General features: G+C 63.8%; 20 protein-coding genes. 10 read left to right on the forward strand and 10 right to left on the reverse strand.

Annotated elements, in window-relative coordinates; translation table 11 throughout:
* The 3 genes from ACEPP2_RS00005 to ACEPP2_RS00015 all read left to right on the forward strand — a co-directional run.
* The coding region (locus ACEPP2_RS00005) for a methyl-accepting chemotaxis protein (protein WP_395515398.1) at positions 1 to 1,182 on the forward strand (1,182 nt) is incomplete at its 5' end.
* 337 nt (positions 1,183 to 1,519) lie between these two features.
* Positions 1,520 to 3,451: a methyl-accepting chemotaxis protein gene (locus ACEPP2_RS00010; RefSeq protein ID WP_395515782.1), complete on the forward strand. Its 1,932-nt coding sequence runs from the start codon at positions 1,520 to 1,522 to the stop codon at positions 3,449 to 3,451.
* 182 nt (positions 3,452 to 3,633) lie between these two features.
* Complete coding sequence (locus tag ACEPP2_RS00015; RefSeq protein ID WP_395515399.1) at positions 3,634 to 4,017, forward strand: VOC family protein; 384 nt, start codon at positions 3,634 to 3,636, stop codon at positions 4,015 to 4,017.
* 31 nt (positions 4,018 to 4,048) lie between these two features.
* On the opposite strand, the gene ACEPP2_RS00020 is transcribed toward ACEPP2_RS00015, so the two are convergent.
* From ACEPP2_RS00020 to ACEPP2_RS00030, 3 genes are read right to left on the reverse strand one after another with little or no spacing between them, the layout of a single operon-like run.
* Positions 4,049 to 5,692: a cisplatin damage response ATP-dependent DNA ligase gene (locus tag ACEPP2_RS00020; protein WP_281978032.1), complete on the reverse strand. Its 1,644-nt coding sequence runs from the start codon at positions 5,690 to 5,692 to the stop codon at positions 4,049 to 4,051.
* Complete coding sequence (locus ACEPP2_RS00025) at positions 5,692 to 6,702, reverse strand: ligase-associated DNA damage response exonuclease (protein ID WP_281978078.1); 1,011 nt, start codon at positions 6,700 to 6,702, stop codon at positions 5,692 to 5,694. Before ACEPP2_RS00025 ends, ACEPP2_RS00020 begins: the two co-directional genes overlap by 1 nt.
* Positions 6,703 to 6,758: 56 nt before the next feature.
* Positions 6,759 to 8,264 carry a diguanylate cyclase domain-containing protein gene (locus tag ACEPP2_RS00030; RefSeq protein ID WP_395515400.1) on the reverse strand — a complete coding sequence of 502 codons (1,506 nt, stop codon included), beginning with the start codon at positions 8,262 to 8,264 and terminating at the stop codon, positions 6,759 to 6,761.
* 180 nt (positions 8,265 to 8,444) lie between these two features.
* Between ACEPP2_RS00030 and ACEPP2_RS00035 the strand changes: the two genes are divergently transcribed.
* The gene (locus ACEPP2_RS00035; protein WP_077547648.1) at positions 8,445 to 9,818 is read left to right on the forward strand and encodes a TIGR03808 family TAT-translocated repetitive protein; all 1,374 of its coding nucleotides are present in this window, start codon (positions 8,445 to 8,447) and stop codon (positions 9,816 to 9,818) included.
* A gap of 96 nt (positions 9,819 to 9,914) precedes the next feature.
* Entirely contained in the window at positions 9,915 to 10,574 is a 660-nt protein-coding gene (locus ACEPP2_RS00040) for a glutathione S-transferase family protein (RefSeq protein ID WP_077547647.1), read from the forward strand.
* Here ACEPP2_RS00040 and ACEPP2_RS00045 read toward each other — a convergent pair.
* From ACEPP2_RS00045 to ACEPP2_RS00055, 3 genes are all read right to left on the reverse strand, one after another.
* Entirely contained in the window at positions 10,534 to 11,466 is a 933-nt protein-coding gene (locus ACEPP2_RS00045; RefSeq protein WP_142588681.1) for a LysR substrate-binding domain-containing protein, read from the reverse strand. The two genes, ACEPP2_RS00040 and ACEPP2_RS00045, sit on opposite strands and share 41 nt — an antisense overlap.
* Before the next feature lie 304 nt (positions 11,467 to 11,770).
* Positions 11,771 to 12,394 (reverse strand): glutathione S-transferase family protein, encoded by a 624-nt coding sequence (locus tag ACEPP2_RS00050; protein WP_077547644.1) that lies wholly within the window; start codon positions 12,392 to 12,394, stop codon positions 11,771 to 11,773.
* An 88-nt stretch (positions 12,395 to 12,482) separates the two neighbouring features.
* Positions 12,483 to 13,490 carry an asparaginase gene (locus ACEPP2_RS00055; RefSeq protein WP_395515401.1) on the reverse strand — a complete coding sequence of 336 codons (1,008 nt, stop codon included), beginning with the start codon at positions 13,488 to 13,490 and terminating at the stop codon, positions 12,483 to 12,485.
* A 70-nt stretch (positions 13,491 to 13,560) separates the two neighbouring features.
* On the opposite strand from ACEPP2_RS00055, the gene ACEPP2_RS00060 reads away from it, so the two are divergent.
* Positions 13,561 to 14,298 (forward strand): DUF3750 domain-containing protein, encoded by a 738-nt coding sequence (locus ACEPP2_RS00060; RefSeq protein ID WP_077547642.1) that lies wholly within the window; start codon positions 13,561 to 13,563, stop codon positions 14,296 to 14,298.
* A 63-nt stretch (positions 14,299 to 14,361) separates the two neighbouring features.
* Here ACEPP2_RS00060 and ACEPP2_RS00065 read toward each other — a convergent pair whose 3' ends face one another.
* Complete coding sequence (locus ACEPP2_RS00065; RefSeq protein WP_065814511.1) at positions 14,362 to 14,508, reverse strand: DUF1127 domain-containing protein; 147 nt, start codon at positions 14,506 to 14,508, stop codon at positions 14,362 to 14,364.
* A 485-nt stretch (positions 14,509 to 14,993) separates the two neighbouring features.
* Entirely contained in the window at positions 14,994 to 15,995 is a 1,002-nt protein-coding gene (locus tag ACEPP2_RS00070) for an NAD(P)H-quinone oxidoreductase (RefSeq protein ID WP_152340717.1), read from the reverse strand.
* Between the two features lie 189 nt (positions 15,996 to 16,184).
* On the opposite strand from ACEPP2_RS00070, the gene betI reads away from it, so the two are divergent.
* Genes betI through betA form a run of 3 tightly spaced genes read left to right on the forward strand, consistent with a single transcriptional unit; the run spans position 16,185 to position 19,940 of the window.
* A complete protein-coding gene (betI, locus tag ACEPP2_RS00075; RefSeq protein WP_395515402.1) occupies positions 16,185 to 16,784 on the forward strand; it encodes a transcriptional regulator BetI in 600 nt (199 codons plus the stop codon).
* A gap of 29 nt (positions 16,785 to 16,813) precedes the next feature.
* On the forward strand, positions 16,814 to 18,277 hold the full coding sequence (gene betB / locus ACEPP2_RS00080; protein ID WP_395515403.1) for a betaine-aldehyde dehydrogenase: 1,464 nt from the start codon (positions 16,814 to 16,816) through the stop codon (positions 18,275 to 18,277).
* 10 nt (positions 18,278 to 18,287) lie between these two features.
* Positions 18,288 to 19,940 (forward strand): choline dehydrogenase, encoded by a 1,653-nt coding sequence (betA, locus tag ACEPP2_RS00085; protein ID WP_395515404.1) that lies wholly within the window; start codon positions 18,288 to 18,290, stop codon positions 19,938 to 19,940.
* Between the two features lie 4 nt (positions 19,941 to 19,944).
* Here the strand turns inward: betA and ACEPP2_RS00090 are convergent, their stop codons facing one another.
* Together ACEPP2_RS00090 and ACEPP2_RS00095 are read right to left on the reverse strand one after the other, a co-directional pair.
* Complete coding sequence (locus ACEPP2_RS00090) at positions 19,945 to 20,415, reverse strand: DUF6644 family protein (RefSeq protein ID WP_395515405.1); 471 nt, start codon at positions 20,413 to 20,415, stop codon at positions 19,945 to 19,947.
* A 10-nt stretch (positions 20,416 to 20,425) separates the two neighbouring features.
* A complete protein-coding gene (locus ACEPP2_RS00095; protein ID WP_395515406.1) occupies positions 20,426 to 20,809 on the reverse strand; it encodes a DUF6152 family protein in 384 nt (127 codons plus the stop codon).
* A gap of 232 nt (positions 20,810 to 21,041) precedes the next feature.
* Here ACEPP2_RS00095 and ACEPP2_RS00100 point away from each other — a divergent pair, with 232 nt between their 5' ends.
* The gene (locus tag ACEPP2_RS00100; protein WP_395515407.1) at positions 21,042 to 22,079 is read left to right on the forward strand and encodes a LacI family DNA-binding transcriptional regulator; all 1,038 of its coding nucleotides are present in this window, start codon (positions 21,042 to 21,044) and stop codon (positions 22,077 to 22,079) included.
* Positions 22,080 to 22,081: the final 2 nt, after the last annotated feature.

Consider the following 22,081-nt stretch of genomic DNA (forward strand, 5'->3'; position numbering starts at 1 on the left):
GCGCTGGAGAACCGCCGGCTCGAGCAGGAGGCGAATGCCCAGCGCTCGCAGTCGGAAGAGCAGCGCCGCCGCACGGCCGAGCAGGAGCGCATCCGCGCCGAAGCCATGGCACAGGCAACCACGGGTCTGGCAGACGGCCTGAAGCAGCTTTCCGCCGGCAATCTCGGCGTCCAGCTGACGCAGTCCTTCGCCGAGGAGTTCGAAGGCCTGCGCGAGGACTTCAACCGCTCGGTCATGCAGCTTCGCGAAACCATGACGGCAGTGGCGGAATCCACCAGCTCCATCGACAGCGGATCGCGCGAGATCAGCCAGAGCGCTGCTGACCTGTCGAAGCGCACCGAACAGCAGGCCGCCTCGCTGGAAGAGACCGCCGCAGCCCTCGACCAGATCACCACCAATGTCGCCAACTCCTCCAAGCGTGCCGAAGAGGCCCGTACGGTGGCGATCCAGGCAAACGAAAGCGCCCGCCATTCCGGCGCCGTCGTCGCCAATGCCGTCGATGCCATGGGCAAGATCGAGCAGTCATCCAGCCAGATCTCCAACATCATCGGCGTCATCGATGACATCGCCTTCCAGACCAACCTGCTGGCGCTGAATGCAGGCGTCGAAGCGGCGCGTGCTGGTGAAGCCGGCAAGGGCTTTGCCGTCGTTGCCCAGGAAGTTCGTGAACTGGCACAGCGTTCGGCAACCGCTGCCAAGGAGATCAAGGACCTGATCCGCAACTCGTCTGCCGAGGTCGGCAACGGCGTGAAGCTCGTCAGCGACACCGGCGAAGCCCTTAAGACCATCGAGAGCTACATCGTCACGATCAACCAGCACATGGACGCGATCGCCACCTCGGCTCGCGAACAGTCGGTCGGCTTGTCGGAGGTCAACACCGCCGTCAACCAGATGGACCAGGTGACCCAGCAGAACGCCGCGATGGTGGAAGAGGCCAATGCGGCCGGTGCCACCCTCGCCAACGAGGCAAGCCGCCTGCGCGGCCTGATCGGCCAGTTCCAGCTCGGCGGCGCGGCCTCCTACCAGCCGGCATCGCAGCGGGCATCGGCACCGGTCGCCAAGGCCGGAGCGAAGTCCGCCCCGGTCGCCTCGCCCGCCCGCAGCATGATGGGCAAGATCGCCAATGCCTTCTCGGCCAAAGGCTCCGCCGCCGTCAGCAACGACAGCTGGGAGGAGTTCTGAGGCGATCTGACCTCAGCTGAATGAGACAGGGGCGGGTGGCGCAAGCTGCCCGCCCTCTTCTTTTGAGGTCAAGGCTGCGGCGTGCCCGCATCGATCATGCCGCCGTAGATTGGTTTTTCCTTCCCACCGGCAAGAAATCACCGACTAGAAGTTCCATTCCATTATTCATGTCTAATTAAGGCGAATGGGAAAGGTTCAGCTCGTCTTCAGAGGTGACGGGCCGAGAAGCTGGGCAACGTCAACTCGCCGATCCTAGCAAGCTCCTGTCGTCCCTCTGAAGCTCTGACTTCATGCACAGGAGCATACGGTGTTCGGCCTCATAGCAAATCTTCGAACGATGACGAAGCTCGTCATCGCTTTCAGCTCAATCCTGATCGCAGGATTGATCGTGAACCTTCTTAGTCTCACTTCGTCGAACACCCAGCAGGACGCGACGCGCTGGACGGAACATACTTACCAGGTCCTTCGCGCCGTCGACGACATGATCGCCGGGATGGTGAACCAGGAAACCGGCTTGCGCGGTTATCTTCTTGCTGGGGACGAGGCCTTCTTGGAGCCACAGAAGGCGGGAGAACTCCAGTTTAAGAAGGCCTTCGAACTCGGCAAGAGCCTCACCTCCGACAACGCCGTTCAACAGAAGCGGTTCTCGGACCTCGAAGCACTGGTCAAGGGTTGGGGCACGGAGGTACTTGGCAAGGAGATCGCTTTGATGCGCGATCCCACGACTGTCGAGCAGGCTCGTGCGATGGAAATTGCTGGCGCAGGCAAGAAGTACATGGATTCAATCCGCGCGATCGCCAAGCAGATATCCGATGAAGAAGCTTCATTGCTGGACGCTCGTGCAACCGCCTCGTCCGACGCCGCTAATCGCACCTTCTGGAGCATCATCATCGGCCTCGGCGCGACCGTAGTGATCATCGCAACTTCGCTCGTCCTGCTGTCCGCAACGATGATCCGCCCAATCCAGGCGATCACTGCTTCCATGAAGCGGCTTGCTGGTGGCGATGCCGACACGGCGATCCCCTATGCCGGCCGCACCGACGAGATCGGCGAAATGGCGGCAGCCGTTGAAGTCTTCCGCACGAACGCGCTGGAGAACCGCCGGCTCGAGCAGGAGGCGAATGCCCAGCGCTCGCAGTCGGAAGAGCAGCGCCGCCGCACGGCCGAGCAGGAGCGCATCCGCGCCGAAGCCATGGCACAGGCAACCACGGGTCTGGCAGACGGCCTGAAGCAGCTTTCCGCCGGCAATCTCGGCGTCCAGCTGACGCAGTCCTTCGCCGAGGAGTTCGAAGGCCTGCGCGAGGACTTCAACCGCTCGGTCATGCAGCTTCGCGAAACCATGACGGCAGTGGCGGAATCCACCAGCTCCATCGACAGCGGATCGCGCGAGATCAGCCAGAGCGCTGCTGACCTGTCGAAGCGCACCGAACAGCAGGCCGCCTCGCTGGAAGAGACCGCCGCAGCCCTCGACCAGATCACCACCAATGTCGCCAACTCCTCCAAGCGTGCCGAAGAGGCCCGTACGGTGGCGATCCAGGCAAACGAAAGCGCCCGCCATTCCGGCGCCGTCGTCGCCAATGCCGTCGATGCCATGGGCAAGATCGAGCAGTCATCCAGCCAGATCTCCAACATCATCGGCGTCATCGATGACATCGCCTTCCAGACCAACCTGCTGGCGCTGAATGCAGGCGTCGAAGCGGCGCGTGCTGGTGAAGCCGGCAAGGGCTTTGCCGTCGTTGCCCAGGAAGTTCGTGAACTGGCACAGCGTTCGGCAACCGCTGCCAAGGAGATCAAGGACCTGATCCGCAACTCGTCTGCCGAGGTCGGCAACGGCGTGAAGCTCGTCAGCGACACCGGCGAAGCCCTTAAGACCATCGAGAGCTACATCGTCACCATCAATCAGCACATGGACGCGATCGCCACCTCGGCCCGCGAACAGTCGGTGGGCCTGTCCGAGGTCAACACCGCCGTCAACCAGATGGACCAGGTGACCCAGCAGAACGCCGCGATGGTGGAAGAGGCCAATGCGGCCGGTGCTACCCTCGCCAACGAGGCAAGCCGCCTGCGCGGCCTGATCGGCCAGTTCCAGCTCGGCGGTTCGGCCTCCTACCAGCCAGCATCGCAGCGGGCACCGGTCGCCAAGGCCGGAGCGAAGTCCGCCCCGGTCGCCTCACCCGCCCGCAGCATGATGGGCAAGATCGCCAATGCCTTCTCGGCCAAGGGCTCCGCCGCCGTCGCCGTCAGCAACGACAGCTGGGAGGAGTTCTGATCGACGCGACATAATCGGAGTAAGAAGGGCGGGCCGCAGGTCCGCCCTTTTCTTTTCAAGGGAACAATGACCGCGATAGGCGTTCCGCTGCCAGTCGTTGCCCCGTCACCATCCAGTGCTATCAGCGCAGCCTCCACTCCGCGACCTGCGGAGAGAACGTTGATGGATCATGGGAGATTAGCGTGGCTGGTGTGATAGAAAGCGAAATCGGTGGCGTGTTCGTTCCCGTGAGCAACGTCGAGACGGCCAGAGACTGGTATTTCCGTCTGCTGGACCGACCGATCATTGGCGAGATTCTCTTCGGCCACCTCTGCGTCATTCCTATGAAGAGCGGACCGGCGCTCGTTCTCGACAGCAAGGGCTTCGTCGGCCCGCATTGCAGCAAGCCTGCCTTCCACTTCAACACAGATGACGTAGAAGCTGCACATCGCCACGCGCTGGCGGTCGGCGCCGCCCATCTATCGCCCGTTCAGGACAGGGTTTTCTTCACTCTGAAGGATCCGGACGGCAATCTGCTCATGGTCGCCGACGTTCCACCAACGCCACGCTTTGAAGGCGGCAATTGAGACAAGCGGGGCATCCGCTTGCCGCCTGCTCTCAACTTCCTTCCCGTACCTCCACCATCGCCGTCAGCGTCGAAAGACGGTCGGCATCGCGGGGCAGCTTGTCCATGCGCAGGCGCGAAATGCGAGGAAACCGCATCGCGACGCCGGACTTGTGGCGGGTGGAGCGGTTGATGCCCTCGAAGGCGACCTCCAGCACGAAGCCGAAATCCGGCTCCGCCCGCACCGCCCGGACAGGACCGAAGCGCTCCACCGTGTTGTCGCGCACGAACTTGTCCAGCACTTCGAGCTCGGCATCCGTGAAGCCGAAATAGGCCTTGCCCACGGGCACAAGCTGCTCGCCATCCGGGCTCTCGGCCCAGACGCCGAAGGTGAAGTCGGAGTAATAGCTCGACCGCTTGCCGTGACCGCGCTGGGCATAGAGCATCACCGCATCGATATTGTAGGGATCGCGCTTCCACTTGAACCACGGCCCCTTCAGCCGCCCGGCCTGGTAGGCGCTGTCCTTGCGCTTGATCATGACCCCCTCGATCACCGGATCGGGCGGATCGACGCGCAGGCGGTCGAGTTCCTGCCAGTCGGAGAAGTCGACGAGATCGGACAAGTCGAAGCGGTCGTGTGGGGCCTTTTCGATGACCTCTCCCAGCCGCTCGCGGCGCTCGAAGAAGGTGCGGGCGCGGATGTCCTGGTCGCCCTGAAACAGCAGGTCGTAGGCCCGCACGAAGGCGGGGTAGTCGTCCAGCATCCGGTTCGTGACGGTCTTGCGGTTGAGCCGCTGCTGCAGGTCCGAGAACGTGCGGGTCGGGCTGTTGGAGCGCATGGTACCGCCAACAAGAAGTTCGCCGTCCACGACGCCTTCGAAGTTGATCGAGTCCACGATGTCCGGGAAGGCACCAGTGATGTCGTCGCCGGAGCGGGAATAGAGCTTCTTCGTGCCGCCATAGCTCGACATCTGGATGCGGATGCCGTCCCACTTCCATTCGGCAGCGTAATCCTCCGGGTCCAGCTTCTCGAGATCACCCTCCTCCACCGGATTGGCCAGCATGACGGAGTGGAAGATCGCCGGCGTCGCCAGCACCGGCTTCTCCGCCCGGCCCTCCAGCCAGGCGAAAAGCGGCTCGTAGGGCGGACCCAGGCCGTGCCACAAGGTTTCGATTTCGGTGACGTCCTTCTGGCTCTCCCCTGGGCCGCTCATGTCCGACAACGCCTGCTTGGCGAGCCGGGCGGAGACGCCGATGCGAAGCGCCCCGGTCGCGAGCTTCAGGAAGGCGAAGCGGCTGGAAGGGTCGAGATGATCGAGGAGATCGCGGACGGCGGCGCGGACTTCGGTCCGGCCGAGCGAATTCATCATCGTGACGACTTCGCCGAGCCGCGGCTGCTCTTCGTCGGTCGTGTCGTCCTTCTCGCCGCCGTCCCAGACGAGCGCGATGGTTTCGGCAAGATCGCCGACGTAGTCGTAGGAATACTGGAAGAGGACCGGATCGAGCTTTTCCAGCACCAGTTCGCGCAGGAGCGCCGGCTTGATGTTCCTCAGGTCGAGCGTACCGGCGAGCGCCGCCAAACCATAGCCGCGATCGGGATCCGGCGTGTCGCGGAAATAGTCGGCAAGCAGCTTCAGCTTGCCGTTGCGCGACGGGGTCAGCACGAGGCGGTCGAGGAGGTTGGAGAAGGCCTTCATCAGTCTCCCTCGTCTTCATAGCCGACGAGGTGGAGCGGGCGGGCCGGGATGCCCTGCAGCTCGCACCAGCGCACCAGCGCCTCCTCCCGGCCGTGCGTCACCCACACCTCGGAAGGTCCGACCTCCCTGATGGTCTCCAGGAGCTCGGGCCAGTCGCAGTGGTCGGAGATCACCAGAGGCAGCTCCACCCCGCCCTGCTTGGCGCGCTGGCGCACCATCATCCAGCCGGAGGCAAAGGCGATCAGCGGCTCGTTGAAGCGCCGCGCCCAGCGATCCTGGAATGCCGAGGGCGGACCGACGACCACGGCGCCCTTGAAGGCATCGGGATCCTTCTTCTCCAGCGTCGCGGGCCGGATGTCGCCCAATTCGATGCCCTGTTCGCGGTAGTAGTCGCAGAGCCTCGCCAGCGCCCCGTGGATATAGATCGGCTCCTGGTAGCCGCAGTCGCGGATCAGACGGATGACGCGCTGCGCCTTGCCGAGCGCATAGGCGCCGATCATGTGGCTGCGCTCGGGAAACTGCTTCAGCGAAGTGAGCAGCTTGCCGATCTCGCCCTTCGGGTCCGGATGGTGGAAGACCGGCAGACCGAAGGTGGCCTCGGTGATGAAGACATCGCATGCGACAGGCTCGAAGGAGGCGCAGGTGGGATCCGTGCCACGCTTGTAGTCGCCGGAGACGTTGATCCTGAGGCCATCCTTCTGGATGAGGATCTGGGCCGAGCCCAGGACGTGCCCTGCGGGGTGGAAGCAGACGGTGACGCCGTCCACCTCGACGCGCTCGCCAAACTCCACCGCCTGTTCTGATCCGCAGAAGTCCTCGCCATAGCGGATCCGCATGATGTCGAGCGTCTGGCGCGTGGCCAGAACCTTCCCATGCCCGGCCCTCGCGTGATCGGAATGGCCATGGGTGATCAGCGCCCGCTCAACGGGCCGCACCGGATCGACGTGAAAGCGGCCGATGGGGCAGAACAGCCCGGCCGGGGTGGGATGAAGCAGCGCCTCTGGTTTCATTCCCTCAAAGATAGTGCGCAACAGGCGACTGCAAAGATCGCTTCCCGATGTCGCCGTCAGTCGCTGGCAGGAGCATAGGTCCAGACCTGCAGGCGATCACGACCGTCGTTCTTGGCGCCGTACATGGCGCGGTCCGCCCGTGCCAACAGCGCCTCGGGGGTGTCTCCATCCTCCGGATAGAATGCAGCCCCCATGCTGCAGGTGACGTGGACTTCTTCGGACTCGAACATGACGGGTGCCGAGATGACCGCGCGCAGCTCGTCCATCCGCCGAACAACGCCCTCTTCCCCCTGGCCGATTAGGGAGAAGACGATGGCAAATTCGTCACCACCAAGCCGGACAATCAGGTCGTTGGCGCGGATGCAGCGCGGCAGGCGTTCGGCGATCGTCTTCAGGACCTCGTCGCCGGCCGCATGGCCCAGCCGGTCGTTGATCTGCTTGAAGTTGTCGAGGTCGATGTAAGCGACCGCGACCTTGCGTTTTTCGCGGCGCGCCTCGGCAAGAATATGGTTGAACTGGATCCAGAAGAGCGCCCGGTTCGGAAGACCTGTCAGGGCGTCATGATGCGCCATGTAGCGAATGCGCTCCTCCGCGCGCATCCGTTCGATGGCGATGCCGGCAATGTCGGTCGCCATGGCGGTCAGTTCGAGCTCGAGCTCCGTCGGCTCGCGCACAGAACCGGAATAGAGCGCGAAGGTGCCGAGGACCCTTCTATCCGGGCCGATGATCGGCGTGGACCAGCAGGACCGAAAACCGAACTGCTGCGGCAGTTCGCGATAGTCCTCCCAGAGGGCGTCTTCCAAGGCATTGCTGACGATGACCGGCTCGCGCCGCCAGGCGGCCGTGCCGCAGGAGCCGGCATGCGGGCCAATCAGGAGACCGTCGATCATTCGGACATAGGCTTCCGGAAGGCTCGAGGACGCCCCATGCCGCAGCCGGTCGGTCCCCTCGTCGAGGAGCAGCACCGACGCAACCACGTCGTCCAGTTCCTCTTCAACCAGATCGACGAGAGAAAGCAGGACCTTGTCGAGCGGCTGGCCGCGCGCGATCATTTCGAGGAGGCGGGCATGGCCGCGCCGCAGATCCTCCTGCCGCTTGCGCTCAGTGATATCGCGGGAGATACCGATCAGCCCGACGATACGGCCCTCAGCGTCCCGCAGCGGGGTCTTTGTCGACTGGAGCCAGCAGGACATGCCGCCGAATGCCAGGCGATGCTCGACATTGGTCATCGCCTCACCGAGCGACATCATTCTCTGCTCGGCGAGAAAGAGCTCCTCCGCCACCTCCCGCTCGAACAGATCGAAATCGGTCTTGCCGAGCATTTCAACGGGATGAGCTATATTGTTGGCGCGGGCGGTGGCGTCGTTCGCCAGCACGAAGCGGCTGCGGCGATCCTTGACGTAGATGAGTTCAGGAAACTGGTCGACGAGGGAGCAGGCGTCCAGCCGGTCGAGGATCGCGAACGTATCCGCCAGTTCCGCATCCGTAACGACCGTCAGCAGCCGCTGGCGGAGGCTCTCGAGAGTGACCGAGGTATCCTGCGAATGCGCGCTTCTTGACATTGGACCGTGCATCCGATGTCTCTCCCAAACCGCTTGCTAAAATGAACGCCCCCAACGTCAGGAAGAGATTGCAGGACAGATCCTTAATCTTCTTTAATTTTATCGTAACAATTGTTCATCTCGCCAATCGAATTCAATAACGGGCGCATATAAGCAGGTCCTTACTCTCCGGAGGTGCGGATGATTTCCAGACGAAAGCTTTTGCTCGGCCTCTCGTCGGCGAGTTGTACCCTTCTGCTGAACACGAGGAGCGGACGAACAGCCCCAGCCATGTCGCTGACGGATCTGCGCGGCGCGATCGATGCGGGAGCTGCGGGATTGAGGTCGGGTGGCGGCGAAGAGCAGACCCGGAAGTTGCGGGAGCTGATCGCGCAAGCGAGCCAGGCTGACCAGTGGGTGTTCCTGCCGCCGGGGCGCTACGAGGTGAACGATCTGGCGCTGCCGGACCGGACCCGCCTGATGGGCATTGCCGGCGCCACCACCCTCGCACTTGGCGGCGGTGGGCCATTCATCCGCAGCGAACCGGGTACGCGGCGCATAGAACTGGACGGCATCACGTTCGACGGGGCCGGTCGACCTCTGCCTGATCAGGTGCCCGCCCTGCTTCACCTGCGCGACGTTGCCGACCTGACGATGGAAAAATGCACCGTGGAGGGCAGCAGCAAAACGGCCCTGCAACTGGAGCGTTGCGGCGGCGTCCTGAGGGCTAACCGTATCTCCGCAATCAGCGAATACGGGCTCTACGCGATCGACAGCACCGGCCTCGGGATTCGGGAAAACCTCCTGTCCGGCTGCGGCAATGGCGGCATTCTCGTTCACCGTAGGGAGAAGGGAGAGGATGGCACGATCGTTTCCGGCAACCGCATCACGCGGACCGGCGCAGGTTATGGCGGCACCGGGCAGTTCGGCAATGCCATCAACCTCTACCGCGCCGACGGCGTGATCGTATCGGGCAACCACATCTCCGACAGTGCTTTCACGGCCATTCGGGCGAACGCCGCTTCCAACGTCCAGATCTCCGACAATCACTGCCTGCGATCAGGCGAGACGGCTATCTATTCCGAATTTGGCTTCGAGGGAGCGCTGGTGACCGGCAACCTCGTGGACGGAGCGGCAAACGGCATCAACATAGCCAATTTCAACGAAGGTGGACGGCTGGCGATCGTTTCCAGCAACATCATCCGCAACATCTCGCTGGTCGGTCCCTATGAACACGACAGCGTCGGCTTCGGGATCGGCATCGGTGCGGAGGCCGACACGGTGGTTTCCGGCAATGTCCTCGAGAACGTTCCGCGTTTCGCCATGCTGGTCGGCTGGGGTCCCTACCTGCGCAACGTCTCCGTCACCGGCAACATCGTCCGCCGGGCGCGGATCGGCTGCGCCGTATCGGTCGTGGAAGATGCGGGCAGCGCGCTCGTCAGCGACAATATCTTCGATGGCGTGGAAGACGGCGCCATTCTCGGCTTCCGCTGGCATGACCGTGCTACGGGCGAACTGCTTGGTGGCGAGGAGCGTTTTCCCCACCTGACGATCGAGGGCAATCGCCGGGCCTGACCGATCGAAACAATTCATGGCGCCATAACGCCGACCGGTCTTCCGTTCAGCCACCTGCCCCCGTAGCGTGGCGCAGCTTTTCCCAGGAGGACGTAAATGCTGACGATCTACGGAGTCTATCGCTCCCGTGCCACCCGGCCGCTCTGGCTCATCGAGGAACTTGGTCTTGCCTTCCGGCACGTGCCGGTGATCCAGGCCTATCGGCTGGCCGATGCTTCCGCGGCCGGGGCACCGGTGAACACCCGCTCTCCCGAGTTCCTGGCCATCAACCCGATGGGTTCGATCCCGTCGATGGACGATGACGGCTTCGTGCTGCACGAATCACTTGCCATCACGCTCTACCTTGCGAAGAAGCATGGCGGCGCGCTCGGACCGAAGGACCTGCAGGAGGATGCGCTGATGGTGCAATGGGCGCTGTTCGGCGCCACCAGCATCGAGGAAGACGCACTCGACATCCAGATGGCCATCGGCAAGGGCGCGATGGAGACCGAGGAAGGCCGCGCGAAGATCGCCGCTTCCGCCGCCAACCTCGAGCGCCCCTTCGACGTCCTGGAGGATCATCTCAAGGCCAGCCCCTTCATGGTGGGTGGGCGCTTCACCGCCGCCGACATCCTCGTCGCGGAGGTCGTGCGCTACGCGCAGGGCCATGCACCCCTGTTCGACGCTCGGCCGTCACTGAAGGCCTGGCTGGAAACCTGTCAGGCGAGGCCCGCCTTCAAGGCAATGTGGGAGAAGCGCCTGCAGGAGCCGGCGTGACGACCTCCCGGTCGAGCGCCTGCATTTCCGCCCGCAGCCAGTCGGCAAAGGCACGCACCTTCGCGGGCTGACGGATACCTGCACGGGTCACGAGGTAGTGGCCCATGCCTGTCGCCGCCTCCAGGGCAAACGGCTTCACCAGACGCCCTTGCTCGAGGGCAAAGCTTGCCAGCGTCTGCCAGGCGAGCATTACCCCCTGCCCCGCCATGGTCGCGTCGAGGCAGAGCGAGGCGTCGTTGAAGACGTGCCGCGTCGTCATCCTGCGGCCTGCGAGACCCGCCTGCTGCAGCCAGACGTCCCAGGAAAAGGCCGAGGGGCCATCGATGATCGCCGGCAGTCGGAGAATGTCCGCCGGCTCCCTCAGCTCTGCGGCCAGGGCCGGCGCGCAGACGGGGAAAACCCGCTGCTCCATCAGCAGTTCAGCATCGACGCCCGGCCATACCCCACGCCCGACCCGGATGGCGAGGTCGACATCTCCGCCGTTCAGATCGGCAAGCGCCGTCGTTGCCTCGATGCGCAGGCGTATCAACGGGTGCCGACGGGAGAAGCTTTCCAGCCGGTGGACGAGGAAGCGCGCCGCGAAGACCGGTGCAACGGACACCGTTAGAAGGTTCTCGTCAGCCGGCCGCCCGAGTGCCACGCCCTGAGAAAGTGCGCGAAACCCTTCCGTCAAACGGGCGAGCATCGGCCGTGCGGCATCGAGCGGAACCATGCCCTTCGGCTGACGGAGGAATACCGAACGTCCCAACTGGGCCTCGGCCTTGATGACCTGCTGGCTGACGGCGCCGATGGTGACACCCATCTCCTCAGCAGCCGCCTGCAGCGATCCGAGACGGGCGACGGCCTCCACGGCCCTCAGGCCGTTCAGATGCAGCATGTTCAGGTTCTTCATATAGATTTTCTACAGCAGAGTGCTGAAGAACTCAATTGAATGCGCCTGCTCAGAGCTGCATGATCAGCCGGCAAGGACATATTGCCAGGAGGCACGCTATGCGCCCGCTACAGATTATCTCCAGCGCACTCGCTTGGCTGAGCTCCTCCGAGGAAGCTTCTGCCGAGGGACTCGACGTGCTCCGTCATCCTGACCTTGTCCGTATGTCGGAGCGTCAACTGGCCGACCTGCCCTTTCCGCGGCAGCCCAAAACTTGGTCCCAGGGTATCGGCGGTGCATTGGAACTCAGACGCTGCGCCTGAGATCAGTCGGGCCGTTCGACGGAAAGCGCCTTCTGGACGGCGGGGCGCTCCATCATCCGGCGATAGTGGTCCGCAACCTTGGGGAACTCTTCCCTGTCGATGCCGAGGCCTTCGAGCCAGTCGGCCATGGTGAACAGGTAAGGGTCGGCGACCGAATAGGCTTCGCCCAGAACCCAGGGGCCTGTCAGGAAGTCGTTCTCCACCATGCCGAAATACATGCGCATGTTCGGCACGACCTTCCGCTTCATGGCGTCGAGCGCCTCCTGCCCATCCGCCCAGCGATAGCCGCGCTTGTTGTGGGCGTAGGCCACGTGCAGCGATGAGGCGATGAAACTGTTGAAGCCCTGCATCCGCGCAAATTCGAAGGGATCGTCGAGGGGCGCGACCTTTGCGTCAGGTGCGGACTGGGCGATGAAGGCGAGGATCGCCGGGCTTTCGATGAGCGTGCCTTTCTCCGTCACCAGCGCCGGCACGCGGCCGTTCGGATTATGCTTCAGGTATTCCGGCGAACGCTGCTCGTTCTCGGCGAAATTCACCCGACGCACCTCGTAGGGAAGACCGGACTCCGCCAGCGCGATGTGGCTGGCGAGCGAGCAGGCATTGGGCGAGTAGAACAGCGTGTACATGGCAATTCCTCCATCGATGATGCCGGTGATCTGGCGCCGGCGGCGCCTCTATCAAGTCCTGATCGAGACGGCAGTTGGCACCGACAGGTCAGGCGAACAGCGCATCGGTGACCCGGATGTCGCCGACATGGATACCGTTCCAGTTCTTCATGGACTTGTTGGCCAGGGCCATGAGCGTCTGGTGCGTCTCACCGGCCTTGTCGAAGTAGCGGGCGATCAGCGCGAAGATCATCGCCTCGGCGGCGCGCGTCGTACCGTCCTCACATTTCACCGCCATCGCCACGCCCTGTTCGGGAAGTGCTGCGATGAATACGCCCTCGGCACCCGTCTTGGCAAAGATCTTGCCCGGAGCGACCTGCATCAGCTTGGTGCAGGCGCGCTTGGTGCCGGCAACATAGAAGGGCTCCGCCATGCAAGCTTCCATCAGCCGCCGCGAGGCCTTCGCCCGGATGGGCTCCAGCCCCTGCCCCGTCACCATCTTGGCGAAGCCGTGCGCGAGGCCACGAAGCGGAATGGCGTAGCTCGGGATCGAGCAGCCATCGATGCCGCAATTGTCATGGCCGAGGGCGGCTCCCGTCAGACTTTCCATCGTGGCGCGGATGTCGGCCTGCAGCGGATGGTCGTAGCCGACGTAGCCTTCAACCTCGTAGCCGACGTGCGCGCAGGTGCAGACGAAGCCGGAATGTTTTCCGGAGCAGTTGTTGTGCAGGGCATTCGGCTTTTCCAGCGTGCGCGCCTGGTGGATCAGCGTCGCCTGGTCGGAGGACCAGTGGGCGCCGCATTCCAGCGCGGAGGCATCGCGGCCGGCACGCTCCAGCATGGAGGCTGCTAGCGCCACGTGTTCTTCCTCACCGGAGTGAGAAGCACAGGCCAGCGCCAGTTGCCGATTGCCGAAGCCATAGGCGTCCGCGGCGCCGCTCTCGACAAGCGGCAGCGCCTGCATTGCCTTGCAGGCGCTGCGGGGGAAAACGCCGCTTTCGACATCCCCGAAAGCGAACACCGTCTTGCCGTCACCGTCCACCACGATGCCTATTCCGCGATGGCGGCTTTCGACGAGCTTGCCTCGAGTGACTTCGACGGTAACGGGGTTTTGCATTGGTCTGCCCTGAAATTGCTGGTTTCAATCGGTCATAGCCGACCGCGATACGACTTGCACGAGGTCTTGCATGAAATACCTGAAGCGGCTGCTTCTCATCATCTTCATCGTCTATTTGCTGCCGACCTTCGCTTCGGCAGGCTGGTGGGCAATCCAGGATCGCCCCGGACGGTGGAGCGAAGCACGCTGGTCGTCTGCCGGGATTCTGCCGGAAGCAGGGGCGAGCGAAGAGGCGGCGATTTACATCTTTTCGGCGACGACCGGGGGGTTGAAGGGCGCGGTCTCCAGCCATGCATGGATCGTCACGAAGGAGAAGGGTGCCGACAGCTATACGCGCTACGACAAGGTCGGCTGGGGCTCGCCGATCCGGCGCAATCACCGACCTGCGGATGCCTACTGGTATTCGAACATGCCGCAGCTGGTGAAGGCGGTGACGGGTGTCGAAGCGGAATTGCTGATCCCGAAGGTGGAGGGTGCCATCGCCGCCTACCCCTATGCGGAGCCCGGCGGCTACAAGATCTTTCCGGGGCCGAACTCAAACACTTTCGTCGCCTTCGTGCTGCGCAACGTGCCCGAACTGGGAGCCGTCCTGCCGCCGCATGCGGTCGGGCGGGACTACCTGCCAGACGGCGATTTCGTGCATCTGGATACGGACTGGCGGGACGTCCATCTGACGCTCGGCGGCCTTCTCGGCCTCTCGGCAGGGGTCCGCAGCGGATTCGAACTGCATTTCCTGGGATTGGTCGCCGGGCTGGACATCGCCAATCCGGGAATCAAGGTTCCGGCGCTTGGACGGATCGGTCTCTGACCCACCAGACATGCAAAACGCCCGCTTTGGGCGGGCGTTCACATCCGGCGAGCCTTCTCGCGATTAGAGGCCGGCGGCCTGGCGGGCGACGCGATGGATATCGCACTGGGAAATCCCGAGGTCGCTGAGGTCGCGCGGGGTCATCCGGCTCAGTTCAGCTACTGTACGGCGGTACTGGCGCCAGTTGTTGAAGCTGCGTGCTATGTTCATGATAAATCCCCCTTTCAATGGGCTTCGAAGCTCCGGCGTCGTCCTTGACGCTCCGTCCTGCTTCGATGTCCCGTAGATAGGTTCGCGGGCGGCGCATGAGTAGCGCCCAATAATCAGCCCACCCATGCGCGCGACGCATAGGGGCGACGCACGATATTCCCGTAGATAAAAACGAAAAAGGGCCGCGCGCGGCGACCCTTCTCGTGAATTTGGTCCGTTCAACGAACCCGGCCGCGCGAGGCGTCCGAAGGAAGATGCGTTCAGGCCGAGGGCTGCCCCGTCATGACCATCACCTTTCCAAAGTCCGAAACGCAGACCGAAATCTCACTCGACATTGGATCACCTTCCTTTCAATACGTTGACGATGATCAAAAGGTAGGCGCTGCGTCGCATGTATGCAAGGCACGTTATGTGACAATCTTCGGATGTAAGTGAGTTGAAGTCTCCCCGGCTTCGTCTAGCATTCGCCAGCCTGCTGATTCACCCTATCGCAGATCGAGGATGATCTTTCCGATATGGGTGCTCGTCTCCATCAGGCGGTGGGCCTCCGCAACCTGGTCGAACGGTAGGACCGTGTGGATCACCGGTGCGACCTTGCCAGCTTCCAGGAGCGGCCAGACCTGATCCCTCAACTCGTCGCGGATCGCACGTTTTTCCTCAGCGGTGCGCGGGCGCATGGTGGAGCCGGTCACCGTCAGGCGTTTCACCATGATCGGCGACAGATTGGCCTTTTCGGCGACGGCGCCGCCCAGGAAGGCGATGATCGACAGGCATCCGTCCCTGGCGAGCGCACTGAGGTTGCGGTTGAAGTAATCGGCCCCGATCATGTCGAGGATTGTGTCGACCCCCCTGCCCCCGGTCTCGGCCTTGATGACCTCGACGAAATCCTCCTCGCGATAGTTGATGGCATGCTTCGCGCCCAAGTTCTCGCAGGCTCGACATTTCTCCGCCGAACCCGCCGTGGCATAGACTTCAGCGCCGAAGGCGCTGGCTAGCTGGATCGCGGTTGTGCCGATGCCGCTGGAACCTCCATGGATCAGGACGCTCTCGCCCTCGGTGAGACCGGCCATCTGGAAGAGATTGGCCCAGACCGTGAAGAAGGTTTCAGGCAGGGCTGCGGCCTTCACCGCATCATAGCCCTTCGGAAAGGCGAGGACCTGCCCCGCCGGCAGGGCGCAATACTCGGCATAGCCGCCGCCGTTGGCGAGGCCGCAGACCCGATCGCCGATGGTGACATCGGTCACCCCCTCGCCGAGCGCCACCACCCGGCCCGCGACTTCCAGGCCCAGGATCGGGCTCGCATCCTTCGGCGGTGGATAATTGCCGCTGCGCTGGGCGACATCGGGACGGTTGACGCCCGCCGCCTCGACCTCGACCACCACTTCGCCGGCTCGAGGCTGCGCTACCGGACCGGTTGCCAGCCGCATCACCTCCGGGCCGCCGAAGCCCGTCAGTTCGACGTAGCGCATTTCCTTGGACAGCGACATGGCAGTCTCCTCATCATGGCAGGAGATGGAGACTTAGGACGCGCCAGCGACGCTGGAAAGCCAGTCGCCGTCGCGGTGTCAATTTGTCTCGCCGAAGGTGGATATGGCCCTCCTGCGCATTCACTCCGACAAAAACTTGATTGATCACTCAATCAAAACTAAACTGCCCCGAAATCGGAGATGCGTCACATGCCCCGTATCGGAATGGAGCCGCTGCGCCGTAAGGCGCTGGTAGACGCGACGCTGCGAGCCATTGGGCAGCATGGGTCGCTCGACGTGACGATGTCGGACATCGCACGGGAAGCCGGCGTTTCCCCCGCCCTTGCGCATCATTATTTCGGCAGCAAGCAGCAATTGCTGGAGGCGACAATCCGCAGCCTGCTGACGCGCCTGAGGGCTGATACCGTGACCGCGATGGAGCATCTCGACACGCCCCGCGAGCGGCTGTCGGCCATCATTCGCGTCTCCTTCCAGGCCGACCAGTTCGCCCCGGAAACGGTGGCCGCCTGGCTTGCCTTCTACGTGGAGGCGCAGCGGTCCGAGGAGGTGCGGCGGCTGCTGGTCATCTATTCGAGGCGCCTGCGCTCGAACCTCCTTCACAGCCTCGAACGCCTCTGCCCACCGGATGATGCAGCCCGGATCGCCGAGGGCCTCGCGGCGATGATCGACGGGCTCTATATCCGCCAGAGCCTGCGTTCCGCCCCGATCAGCAGCACGGCGTCGATCGCGCTCACCGAAGACTATCTCGACCTGCAGCTTCGCCCCTTCCTGCCCGCGAAGCTTTCCTGACGATCGACGCCGCCCCCTAGGAGAAGAAGATGCGCGCACAGCCGGCAGCCAGCCACTTCATTGACGGCGAATACGTGGAAGACGCAGCCGGGACCGTCATCGAGAGCGTCTATCCCGCGACGGGTGAAGTGATTGCCCGTTTGCATGCCGCGACGCCGGCAATCGTAGAGCGGGCTGTCGCCTCCGCCAGACGGGCGCAGGTGGAGTGGGCGGCGATGAGCCCGACCGCGCGCGGCCGCGTGCTGAGGCGGGCGGCGGACATCATGCGCGAGCGCAACCGGGAACTTTCCGAACTGGAGACGCTGGATACGGGCAAGCCGATCCAGGAGACTATCGTAGCCGATCCGACCTCAGGGGCCGACAGCCTGGAATTCTTCGGCGGCATTGCCGCGACGGCGCTGAATGGGTCGCACATTCCGCTCGGCGGCGACTGGGCCTATACGAAGCGGGTGCCGCTCGGTGTCTGTGTCGGCATCGGTGCCTGGAACTACCCGCAGCAGATCTGCTGCTGGAAGGCGGCGCCAGCGCTCGCGGCCGGCAATGCGATGGTATTCAAGCCATCGGAGACGACACCGCTCGGGGCGCTGAAGATCGCGGAGATTCTGGTCGAGGCCGGCCTGCCCAAGGGGGTATTCAACGTCGTGCAGGGCGACCGTGAGACGGGCCCGCTCCTCGTCAATCACCCGGACGTGGCAAAGATCTCGCTCACCGGCTCGGTGCCGACCGGCCGCAAGGTTGCAGCAGCTGCTGCCGGGCAGCTGAAGCACGTGACGATGGAGCTCGGCGGCAAGTCGCCGCTGATCGTCTTCGATGATGCCGACATCGACGGTGCCATCGGCGGCGCCATGCTCGGCAATTTCTATTCTACCGGCCAGGTCTGCTCCAACGGCACCCGCGTCTTCGTGCAGAAGCGGATCAAGGAGCAGTTCCTCGTCCGGCTGAAGGCGCGGACGGAGAAGATCGTCATCGGCGATCCGATGGACGAGGCGACGCAGATGGGGCCGCTCGTTTCCCGGGCACAGCGCGAGAAGGTGCTCGGCTACATCGAGAAGGGCAAGGCAGAGGGCGCGAGACTGGCCACAGGCGGCGGCATCCCGAACGACGTTTCGCGCGAAGGCTTCTACGTCCAGCCGACCGTCTTTGCCGATGTGACCGACGGGATGACCATCGCGCGCGAGGAAATCTTCGGTCCTGTCATGTGCGTGTTGGACTTTGACGACGAGGCCGAGGTGATCGAGCGCGCCAATGCCACCGAGTTCGGCCTTTCCGGCGGTGTCTTCACAAGAGATCTCAGCCGCGCGCACCGCGTCGTGGACCAGTTGCAGGCGGGGACGCTCTGGATCAACACCTACAACCTCTGCCCGGTCGAGATCCCGTTCGGCGGCTCGAAGCAGTCAGGCTTCGGGCGAGAGAACTCCGCCGCGGCGCTGGAGCACTACACGGAGCTGAAGACGGTCTACGTCTCCATGGGCCCGGTCGAGGCGCCCTACTGAGGAGATCGGGATGACCAGCGCAGACTTCGTCATCATCGGTTCCGGCTCGGCGGGCTCCGCCATGGCTTACCGGCTGTCGGAGGACGGCAAGCATTCGGTGATCGTCATCGAGGCGGGCGGGTCCGACATCGGGCCCTTCATCCAGATGCCGGCGGCGCTTGCCTGGCCGATGAGCATGAAGCGCTACAACTGGGGCTATCTTTCCGAGCCGGAACCGAACCTTAACAATCGACGTATCACCGCGCCGCGCGGCAAGGTGCTCGGCGGGTCGTCCTCCATCAACGGGCTCGTCTATGTGCGCGGCCACTCGGAGGATTTCAACCGCTGGGAAGAGCTCGGCGCCCGCGGCTGGGCCTATGTGGACGTGCTGCCCTATTTCAAGCGGATGGAGCATAGCCATGGCGGCGAGGGCGGCTGGCGCGGCAAGGACGGTCCGCTGCATGTGCGCCGAGGCCCCTTCGTCAACCCGCTCTTCCACGCCTTTATCGAGGCGGGCAAGCAGGCGGGGTTCGAACTCACCGACGACTATAACGGTTCGAAGCAGGAAGGCTTCGGGCTGATGGAGCAGACGATCCACATGGGACGGCGCTGGTCAGCGGCCAACGCCTACCTCCGGCCGGCGCTCAGGCGACAGAACGTGCACCTGGTGCACGCATACGCCCAGCGGATCGTCATCGAGAACGGCAAGGCGGCCGGGGTGGAGATCGAGCGGCGCGGCTCTACCGAAGTGATCCGCGCCAACCGCGAGGTGATCATTGCCGCCTCCTCCTTCAACTCGCCGAAGCTCCTGATGCTGTCGGGAATCGGACCTGCGCAGCACCTGCGGGACATGGGGGTAGAGGTCGTGGCCGACAGGCCCGGTGTCGGCGAAAACCTGCAGGACCACATGGAATTTTACTTCCAGCAGGTCTCGAAGAAGCCGGTCTCGCTCTATTCGTGGCTTCCGTGGTTCTGGCAGGGCGTCGCCGGCGCCCAATGGCTTCTGTCAAAGGGCGGCCTCGGCGCTTCCAACCAGTTCGAAGCCTGCGCCTTCGTCCGCTCCGCAGCCGGGCTGAAGCAGCCGGACATCCAGTACCACTTCCTGCCGGTAGCGATTTCCTATGACGGCAGGGCCGCCGCCCGTAGCCACGGCTTCCAGGTGCATGTGGGCTACAACCTGTCGAAATCGCGCGGCAGCGTGACCTTGCGGTCGCCTGACCCGACCGCCGATCCGGTCATCCGCTTCAACTATATGAGCCACCCCGAGGACTGGCAGAAGTTCCGACACTGCGTGCGGCTGACCCGCGAGATCTTCGGCCAGCAGGCCTTCGACCCCTATCGCGGCCCGGAAATCCAGCCAGGCGAGGCGGTCCAGACGGACGATGAGATCGACGCCTTCCTCAGGGAACACCTGGAAAGCGCCTATCACCCCTGCGGCACCTGCCGGATGGGCGACCGGGATGATCCGCTGGCGGTGGTCGATCCGAAATGCCGGGTGATCGGCATCGACGGCCTGCGCGTGGCGGACAGCTCGATCTTCCCGCACATCACCTACGGCAACCTCAACGGCCCCTCGATCATGACAGGCGAGAAAGCCGCCGACCATATCCTCGGGAAACAGCCGCTGCCGCGCTCCAACCAGAAGCCCTGGGTCAATCCGCGGGCGGAGTTCAGCGACCGCTGATCGCTTAGATGAAACCAATCCACCGTCCGGCGATGATCGCCCCACCCCAGATCAGAATCGAGATCGCTGCCCCCACGCGCAGCACCTTCGTCGGCTCCGCCCCTCGGACTGTGGCCCGCCATGCCCGCGTGAGGTGCACTGCAAGGATGTTGATCAGCCCAAGCGCGATCAGTGCGAGCTTGGCGAGGAAGGCGGGATTGGCTGCGTATTCTCCGGGCCGTACGGAAAAGAGCCCGAGGCCCGTGAGCACGGCCAGGCCAAGACCTGTCGCCGCCACCCGCGAGAGATAGACCGCCGTCGGCGCGAGCGGCAGCATCCTTGCCAGGCCGAGGATGCGAAGGTCGAGCGACAGGATTGCACCAAACAGGACGCCGATCGCCATGATATGCGCCGCATTCACCAGCAGATAAAGGGTTGGCGAGAGGATCAGAGCCCGCGCGGGATAGGTCTGCGACAGTGGCTCGAGCCAGTCCACGGGCCGAGCCTCAGTTGGTCTCGATCCGCTCCGGATAGATGTCATAGGTCTTGTTGCCGACCATGACCCGGACCGCCTTCATCCGCAGTTCCTCCCGGTCTTTCGACCGATTGCCAATCAGGGTGACGGCGTCGCCCACATCCGCCACGCCTTCAACGAAACCGGACCGCTGGGTCTTGCCGGGGTTGCTGAGTTCCACCTTCCAGACCCCGCCGTCCGCCTGGACTTCCATCGACGGATGCGGAGGCGCGAAGGAAATCGCCGTGATCGTGCCGCTGAGCTCGATCTGCTCCGCCTCTGCCCAGGACCACCCGTGGTGCGCCATGACCATAGTGCTGGCGAACGGGGTGAGAACGGCCGTCGCTATCGCTGCCCTCAAGAGAGTGCATCTCATCTTCAATCCTCCTTGGCTCGTTTCGCATGAAGATGTCCTCCGCCCTGCGGAACGCCATAGGTTTTCACCGGGAAGTGAACGCGGAGTAACTCGGGCCCGATGGGATCGTCGAGTCTTCCCGGGAGTGCGCGATACCAGCCAGCGCCACCCTCCCGGGCTTGCCGAGCGAGGCAAGAAGCTTAGTTGCTTCCCTTGGCTGAGGCGCGCCGTGTCAAGCCAGCGGGAGGAGACAATGCCGCAGCGACGGAGCCGTGCAGCAAAAGTGACACTTAAGGACGTGGCGACCAGCCTCGGCGTCAGTTCGATCACAGTCTCGAGGGCGTTGCGGGAGCCCGAGAAGGTATCGGAGACGCTTCGCGAACGGATCATCGCCCAGGTCGACGATATGGGCTATGTACCGGACTTCGCGGCCAGGGCGCTGGCCAGCCGCCACAATGGCGTCATCGGCGTCCTCGCGCCTGCCCTGACCAGCCACGCCCACCTTGGCATCATGCGCGGCATCGAAGACCGGGTCCGTACATCCAACCTGCGGATCCATTACGCGAATTCACGCTATGACCCGGAGGAGGAAGTCCGCCAGATCCGCATCTTCCTCTCGCAGAATCCGGCCGGCATCCTTCTCTCGGGACTTCAACAGCGGGAAGGAACGCTGGAACTCCTGAAGGCGGCAGCCTGCCCTGTGGTGCAGATCGTCGATCTGCACCTTACGCCGAGTGGAATGGCCGTAGGCATCAACCATTGCGAAGCCGCCGCATCAGCAGTTCGACACCTGCTTGCCTGCGGCTATCGCCGGATCGGCCTCATCGGAGGAACGATCGACGTGCGGTCGGAGCGGCGCCATGAAGGCTATTGCCTCGCCATGCAGGATGCGGGCATCGCGGATCCGGCGCTCATCGCATCAGAGGAAGCGCCGACCAGCGTCCAACTGGGCTGCCAGCTCCTGCAGCGCTTGAGGCGGCAGGCGCCGGATCTCGATTGTGTCTTCTGCCAGAACGACGACCTGGCGATGGGCGTCCTTTTCGAGGCGCAGCGGCTCGGTCTTCCAATCCCGGCATTCGGCATCTGCGGATATAACGACCTCGGATTTGCCGCCTTCAGCCACCCACCGCTGACAACCGTACGGGTGCCTCGCTTCGACATGGGTTATCGTGCGACCGACCTGCTGATCCGCGTCCTGAGCGGCGAACCTGCCCCGACCGACCCGATCGACCTGGGCTTCGAGGTGATGCCGCGAGGGACCACGCGCCCGCCTGACAAGCGAAGCGCGTGAGT

It is taken from the genome of Pseudorhizobium flavum, assembly GCF_044142885.1.
GTDB classification, from domain to species: domain Bacteria; phylum Pseudomonadota; class Alphaproteobacteria; order Rhizobiales; family Rhizobiaceae; genus Neorhizobium; species Neorhizobium flavum.